6 protein-coding genes are annotated in these 6,819 nt (G+C 56.4%); 3 read left to right on the forward strand and 3 right to left on the reverse strand.

Features of this window, described 5'->3' with window-relative positions:
- The first annotated feature begins 39 nt into the window (after positions 1 to 39).
- From GXP58_07860 to GXP58_07870, 3 genes are all read left to right on the forward strand, one after another.
- On the forward strand, positions 40 to 1,956 hold the full coding sequence (locus tag GXP58_07860) for a DUF4445 domain-containing protein (GenBank protein ID NOY53520.1): 1,917 nt from the start codon (positions 40 to 42) through the stop codon (positions 1,954 to 1,956).
- A gap of 109 nt (positions 1,957 to 2,065) precedes the next feature.
- Positions 2,066 to 3,436 carry a PEP-CTERM-box response regulator transcription factor gene (gene prsR, locus GXP58_07865; GenBank protein NOY53521.1) on the forward strand — a complete coding sequence of 457 codons (1,371 nt, stop codon included), beginning with the start codon at positions 2,066 to 2,068 and terminating at the stop codon, positions 3,434 to 3,436.
- A 43-nt stretch (positions 3,437 to 3,479) separates the two neighbouring features.
- A complete protein-coding gene (locus tag GXP58_07870) occupies positions 3,480 to 4,325 on the forward strand; it encodes a pantoate--beta-alanine ligase (protein NOY53522.1) in 846 nt (281 codons plus the stop codon).
- A 5-nt stretch (positions 4,326 to 4,330) separates the two neighbouring features.
- Here GXP58_07870 and GXP58_07875 read toward each other — a convergent pair whose 3' ends face one another.
- From GXP58_07875 to GXP58_07885, 3 genes are all read right to left on the reverse strand, one after another.
- The gene (locus GXP58_07875; protein ID NOY53523.1) at positions 4,331 to 4,906 is read right to left on the reverse strand and encodes a septum formation inhibitor Maf; all 576 of its coding nucleotides are present in this window, start codon (positions 4,904 to 4,906) and stop codon (positions 4,331 to 4,333) included.
- Positions 4,907 to 4,980: 74 nt separating this feature from the next.
- Positions 4,981 to 6,306: a type II toxin-antitoxin system HipA family toxin gene (locus tag GXP58_07880; GenBank protein ID NOY53524.1), complete on the reverse strand. Its 1,326-nt coding sequence runs from the start codon at positions 6,304 to 6,306 to the stop codon at positions 4,981 to 4,983.
- Entirely contained in the window at positions 6,300 to 6,632 is a 333-nt protein-coding gene (locus tag GXP58_07885) for a transcriptional regulator (GenBank protein ID NOY53525.1), read from the reverse strand. Before GXP58_07885 ends, GXP58_07880 begins: the two co-directional genes overlap by 7 nt.
- Positions 6,633 to 6,819: the final 187 nt, after the last annotated feature.

The raw sequence follows: 6,819 nt of genomic DNA on the forward strand, positions 1-6,819 counted from the left end.
TGCCGGCTTCTGTTGCGTCCCCGAAGGGGCCCATCTGTGATGAAACTCTGCAAGGTCAAATTCTTTCCCAGTGAACGGAGCATCTCCGTTCGTGTCGGTTCCACCCTTCTCAAGGCGGCCTCCATGGCCGGGGTTCATATCAACGCTTCCTGCGGCGGTGCGGGGACCTGCGGAAAGTGCCGTGCCGTGATCCGGGAAGGGGACTATCGGACGGAATCGAGCATCCATCTGCCGGAGGAAGACCGTGCAGAAGGCTATGTCCTTTCCTGTCTGACCGTGATCGAAGGGGATTGCGAGGTTGAGATTCCGAAAGAGGCACAGCGGGGTGAAGGTACGCAGGTGGCGACGGGGATCCCCGGGATGGAATTGCTCAAAATCGGGGAACGGGAGATCCGTCCCCGGACCAAGAAGGTACACTTCAGGATTTCCCCGCCGACGCTTGATGACAATATATCCGACTGGGCCCGCCTGCGGCGTGATCTGAACAATGCCGGTTATGGCGGGCTACCGGTTACCTGCGGCTTGTCGGTGTTGCAGAAGATGGGGCGTGTCCTGCGGGAAAGTCACTGGGACGTAACGGTGACGCTCCTCTGGAGCCAGGTGGAACTGGAGGTTATGGACATTGAACCGGGCGATGTGACACAGTCCCGTTACGGGCTGGCCATCGATGTGGGAACGACGACGGTCGTGGCTTACCTGGTTCACCTCAACACCGGTGAGGTGATTGACGTCGAATCGGACCTGAATGCCCAGATCCGATGCGGGGAGGATGTTATCTCCCGGATTGTCTATGCCACGGAGGTGGGGACGGTGGAGGAGGTCCACGGTCTTGTGATCGAGACCATCAGCGGCCTGGTCCGCCGCCTGACCCGGCGTAACGGTATCCGGTCGGAGGACATCGATTCCGTTGTGGCCGCCGGAAACACGACCATGACCCATCTCCTCTATAATTTGGATCCGCATACCATCCGGGAAGAGCCCTACATCCCGACGGTGAATCTGTTCCCCGTCATCAAGGCCCGGGAGATCGGGATTCACTCCAATCCGAATGCCAGCATCTATGCCGTGCCCGGGACGGCCAGTTACGTGGGCGGAGATATCACCGCCGGGGTCCTTGCCTCGGAGATCTACAAGAGTGATGCGTTAACAATCTTTATCGATATCGGGACCAACGGGGAGCTGGTGTTGGGAAACCGGGAATGGCTGGTCGCTGCCTCCTGCTCCGCCGGCCCGGCCTTTGAGGGAGGCGGAGTGAAGTTCGGCATGCGGGCCTGCCGAGGGGCGATTGAAGGGGTTCGAATCGATCGGGAGACCTTGGAACCGGAGTGCCATGTTATCGGAGGGGGGGCGCCGGAAGGGATTTGCGGTTCCGGGATGATCGATGTGCTGGCCGAGATGTGCATGGCCGGGGTGATCGATCCGAAGGGAAATTTCGTCTCCGAGCTTAAGACCGACCGGATTCGTCCGGGAGAGACCGGCCTGGAATATGTCCTGGCACGGGAAGCCGAGACGGAGATCGGACGCGACATCGTACTGACGGATTCGGATATCGACAATATCATTCGGACGAAAGGGGCGATCTACGCCGGATTCCGTACCCTCCTGGGCGAAATGGGTCTTACCTTTGGTGATGTGGAGCGTTTCATCATTGCCGGGGGGTTCGGGAACTATATTGATATCGAGAAGGCGATCATCATCGGGCTTCTGCCCGACCTGCCGGAAGAACGCTTCCACTTTATCGGTAATTCCTCCATTATCGGTGCTTACCTGGTCCTCCTGTCCAAGGAGATGCGGCTGGAGGCCGAAGAGATCGCCCGGAAAATGACCTACATTGAACTTTCCGTTTCCCACTCCTTCATGGATGAATACATGTCCGCCCTTTTCCTTCCTCATACTGATCTTACCGCCTTCCCGACCGTTTCCGAGATTATGCGGCAGAAACGAAAAACCCCGTAAATCCCTTGTTGCGGCATCCCCGATTCTCCTGCACGGGAGTTGATTCCCATGCGGCTTTGTGCAATAATCCGGAATTGTTCAGAACCTAGCGGAGACGAGAAGGAATTTTATGAAGCCGAAACTTCTAATCGTGGACGACGACGAAGGGATCCTCAAGCAGTTGAAGTGGGCTTTTGCCGATGAATATACGATCTTCCTCTCTTCCGACAAGTCGACGGCCCTGGAACTGTTGGCGGAACAGAAGCCGGACCTTGTGGCCCTGGACCTGGGCCTTTCCCCCCACATGAGCGGCAAGTCCGATGAGGAAGGTCTCGAAATTTTACAGCGGGTGCTGGAACAGGATCCCCTCACGAAGGCCATTATGATTACGGGGAACGAAGACAAGGCGTGTGCCATCCGTGCCATCCGGATGGGCGCGTACGATTATTATGCCAAGCCGATTGATATCGAAGAACTCCGGCTGCTTTTGAAACGTGCCCGGCACATCCAGGAACTCGAACGCGAGAACCGGATGATGCAGGAGTCGATGCTCCGGCAGAAACGATTCGGCGGGATGATCGGCTGCTCACCGGCCATGCAGGAGGTCTATCGCCAGATCGAAGGGGTGGCCGGCAGTAATGTAACCGTCCTGATCGAAGGGGAGAGCGGGACCGGCAAGGAGCTGGCCGCCCGGGCGGTCCACGAAAAGAGCGATCGGTCTGCAAAGCCTCTGGTGGTGATCAATTGTGGGGCGATTCCGGAGAACCTTCTGGAATCGGAACTCTTCGGCCACGAGAAGGGGGCCTTCACCGGTGCGATGTCCTCCAGGGTCGGCAAGTTTGAACAGGCCGACGGCGGCAGCATTTTCCTCGACGAGATCGGGGAACTTCCCCTGTCGCTCCAGGTGAAACTCCTTCGCTTCCTGCAGGAACATGAAATCGAACGGGTTGGTGGAAAACGTCCTGTTCAACTGGACGTCCGGGTCATCGCAGCGACCAACCGGGACCTTGAGGAGGAGGTGGAATCGGGCCGTTTTCGGAAGGACCTCTATTTCCGGTTGAACGTGGTCCGTATCGTTCTGCCTTTGTTGAAGGATCGGGTAGGGGATCGCCTCCTGCTGGCCAACCATTTTCTGCAGGTCTACCGGGCGGAACGGAAAAAGAAAATCAACGGGTTTACCCCGGAGGCGGAGATCGCTTTGAAAACGGCGGAATGGGAGGGGAACGTGCGGGAGCTGGAAAACCGCATCCGCAAGGCGATTATTGTAACCCAGGGTCCCCTGATCTCGGAACGGGATCTGGATCTTGCCTGCCGTGAGGGAATGGTCCCCCTGCCCTTGAAAGAGGCCCGGGAGAAACTGGACCGGGAGTATATCCTCCTCGCCCTGAAAAGTTCCCAGGGCAACATCAGCAAGGCGGCCCGGGAGCTGGGGATCAGTCGTGTGACCCTCCATGACATGCTGAAAAAATATGGGATTTCCGTCCGGGATGTGGAGTGCTGATTCTTCCCCGGGACGATGGGGTGAGGGGAGGTTGAGACGAACGATGAAAACGATTGAAACCGTATCCGAAATACAGAATGCCGCCCTTTCGTTGCGGGCGGCGGGACGGACCCTCGGTCTGGTTCCCACCATGGGGGCCTTTCATGAAGGGCACCTTTCCCTCATGCGGGCCGCCCGGGCGGAAAACGACGAGGTGATCGTGAGTCTCTTCGTCAATCCGGCCCAGTTCGGGCCTCGGGAGGACCTGGAACGGTATCCCCGGAATCTCGGACGGGATATCGAACTGGCCCAGGGGGAAGGGGTCGACATCCTCTTCCTCCCGCCGGCGGAGGAGGTCTATCCGGAAGGTTTCTGTACGGAAGTCACGGTGAAGGGGCTGTCCGACCGTCTCTGCGGAGAGAACCGTCCCGGCCATTTTCAGGGGGTGACCACGGTGGTGGCGAAGCTCTTCCACCTCACTTGCCCGCATCGGGCCTATTTCGGTCTCAAGGATTTTCAGCAGAGCGTGGTGATCCGACGAATGGTGGAGGACCTGAATTTCAACCTTGAGATTGTCACCCTCCCCACGGTCCGCGAATCCGACGGGCTGGCCATGAGTTCCCGGAATGCCTATCTTCCGGAAGAGGATCGGAAGGCCGCCCGATGTCTGAAAGAGGCCCTCGATCTTGCCGCCCATCAGATCGGGGAGGGGGAACGGAACGCCGATACCCTGCGCGGGACGATCCGGGAAAGGCTCGGCCGTGAAAAAGGGGTGGAGATCGATTATGTTTCGATTGCCGACCCATCGACCCTGCAGGAGGTCTCGGTCCTGTCCGGGGAGACGGTGATCGCTCTCGCGGTACGGATCGGCGGGACGAGGCTGATCGACAACATGCTGGTTCAACCCTGAGATCATCAAAGAAGGGGAAGGTCCATCCGGGCGAGCATTTCCGCCAATACCGGAAGCGGCAGTCCCACCACGTTGGTATAACACCCTTCGATTCCTTCCACAAAGAGGATTCCCTTTCCCTGGATTCCATAGGCGCCGGCCTTGTCCATCGGTTCCCCGGTGGAAACGTACCGTCCGATTTCGTCGTCGGTCAGTTCCCGGAAGTGAACCTGTGTTACTCCCACGGACTGTAAGGAGCGACCCGATGCGGTATCGATGACGGCGACCCCCGTAATCACCTCATGGATCCTTCCGGAGAGATGTCGGAGAATACGGCGGGCATCCTCACGGTCCCGGGGTTTTCCCAGGATCTCCCCGTCGAGGACGACGAGGGTGTCCGCACCGATCACGATCCCGTCGTTCAACTTCCCGGCCACATCGCATGCCTTGCCCCGGGCCAGGTTTTGCGCCACCTGCCGTGGCGGCACCCCCTCCTCCCGAATCTCGGGCAGATGACTTGTGATCACGTCGAAAACAAGGCCGAGCCCTCTCAGGAGTTCCTTCCGCCGGGGGGAGGCCGAGGCCAGAATGAGCTTTTTCATGGTGGCAGCGTTCCTTTCCTCTCTGCTTTTGCTCAGACGGAACAGCAAGGAGGGTTATTGTTGGCCCTATGGAGTCAATCCGTTTTCCCTAAACGCATTCGATGATAACGAGCAATCTCCGATATGTGCTGATCGTTGACGCCGGCTTTCCTGGCAAACTCCGGCCATCCTTCCACGGCCCCGCGTACTTCACGGATGATTTTCAAAGGTTTTGGAATGCTGATCGATTCCCCTACAGTGAGAAGGTCCTCCGACACAAAGTGGTCACGTTTTCCGTTGATGCTCATTTGATGCTGGTGGGTCCATTTGCCGGACGGATTGTGTGCATAAATGACATCAAAGGCCGGTGATAATTTCCACCGGCCGTCATCATTCATCAGAAAAGAAATATTCTTTGTGTGATCATCCTGATTGCGGGCGATCACATTAAAGACCATCCTCCGGTATTGTTGTATGGCGTCGGCTCTGCTTAATCGCAGTTTCCTCATCACTGCAAAAGCCTGTTCGTAACCATAAGCACCGGCAACCTTAAAGTCATAATGGGCCAGGCCGCACAACGACTGCATATGTATTTTCTCGCCGTTTTGGCGATCAAACCGTTTGGTCAGAAAGTGCGCCCGCCCGTTTTCCTCCAACAGACGGCACTCGGTCATATGAATACCGGCGGCTTTGGCCATCAAATAATAGGCATATTCGATGCGGCCGTATCCTTTGGGTTCCCCAAGCTCGAGATCACGGACGTCATCGAATTTCAGTATCCAATAATCATAGCCATCCGGCACATCTGCCTGCCCGGACACGACCTTCCCGGTCCTGTCATCCATGGCGATGACGGCTTTGGGACGTGCGCCACCCGCGGAAGTGCCGACACGGAGGATATCCATGATGGCTTCAGCGTTCTCCTTTTCGGTATTCCCGATCCCGACATCAAGAGTGAATCGGCGGGACATGACCTCTTGCGCTAAATCAACAAGTTCTGCAATTTCCACGGGAACCGAACGATCCAGAGACCGGTTTACGGGGGGAGAAAACTCCAGGGCTCCCATGCCTCGCCTTCCGGTATAACAAAGACGTTCAACCGGGCTAAAGCTGTCTGCATCACGTCCGCTTCGAGCGAGCCAGGCATCAATCATCGCGTTCCCGAACTTATCGGGCAGTGCGTCGGCGAGTAATCCGGGCAGTCCCAGAAAGGTCTCCTTGTTCAGGCCGGGGAATGAAAAAACCCCATCACTCTTTTTTGCATCATCCAATCCCATATGTATGGGAGAGAGATCGAGTCCCTTTTTCAGGAAAGCGGGATCGTATTCAAAGACAGCATAGCCGCGGTCATTGAGCCATGAAACTGCCCCCACTTCTTCACCCCAAAGCTTGACGATTGCCGTGTCAACCCGATCTACCATTCCGTGTTCTCCCGGGAGCCGCGTTTGATCCGTTTCCCGGATGCCCTCCGTCGCTTAATACCCTTCTGTTTGGCCAGCTGTAATGGACTAATTGAGACCTCCGGAATAAAGCTGTCTAATGTATCCAGTGCTCCCAGTTCCCGGAGGACCGTGATGAGAGTCATCAATTTCCCTTTTCCTGATTCAAGAGACTTGATGGTGTTGAGCGACAGGGCGGTCGCTTGCGACAACTGCTGCTGTGTTATGTTTTTGCGCAGGCGAAGAGACTTGATGCGACGGCCGATCTCGGTCTCGATCCCCCTGTCCGTCATTGAATAATAATCCATAATAGCCTCCTGTTGGGCTATTAATAGGCATAATATGATAAAAAGCCTTATTAAAGGTTATTATACGTAGACAATAAAATATGTCAAGTCAAAACATGATGGTGTCGTAAAAAGTCGTTTTTCGGATTCCGTTCATGGTTCGACAGGCTGATATGGTTGACAGTTGTCAAGAAAAAAAAGTACTCCT

This window comes from Deltaproteobacteria bacterium (assembly GCA_013151235.1).
GTDB lineage: Bacteria > CG2-30-53-67 > CG2-30-53-67 > CG2-30-53-67 > CG2-30-53-67 > JAADIO01.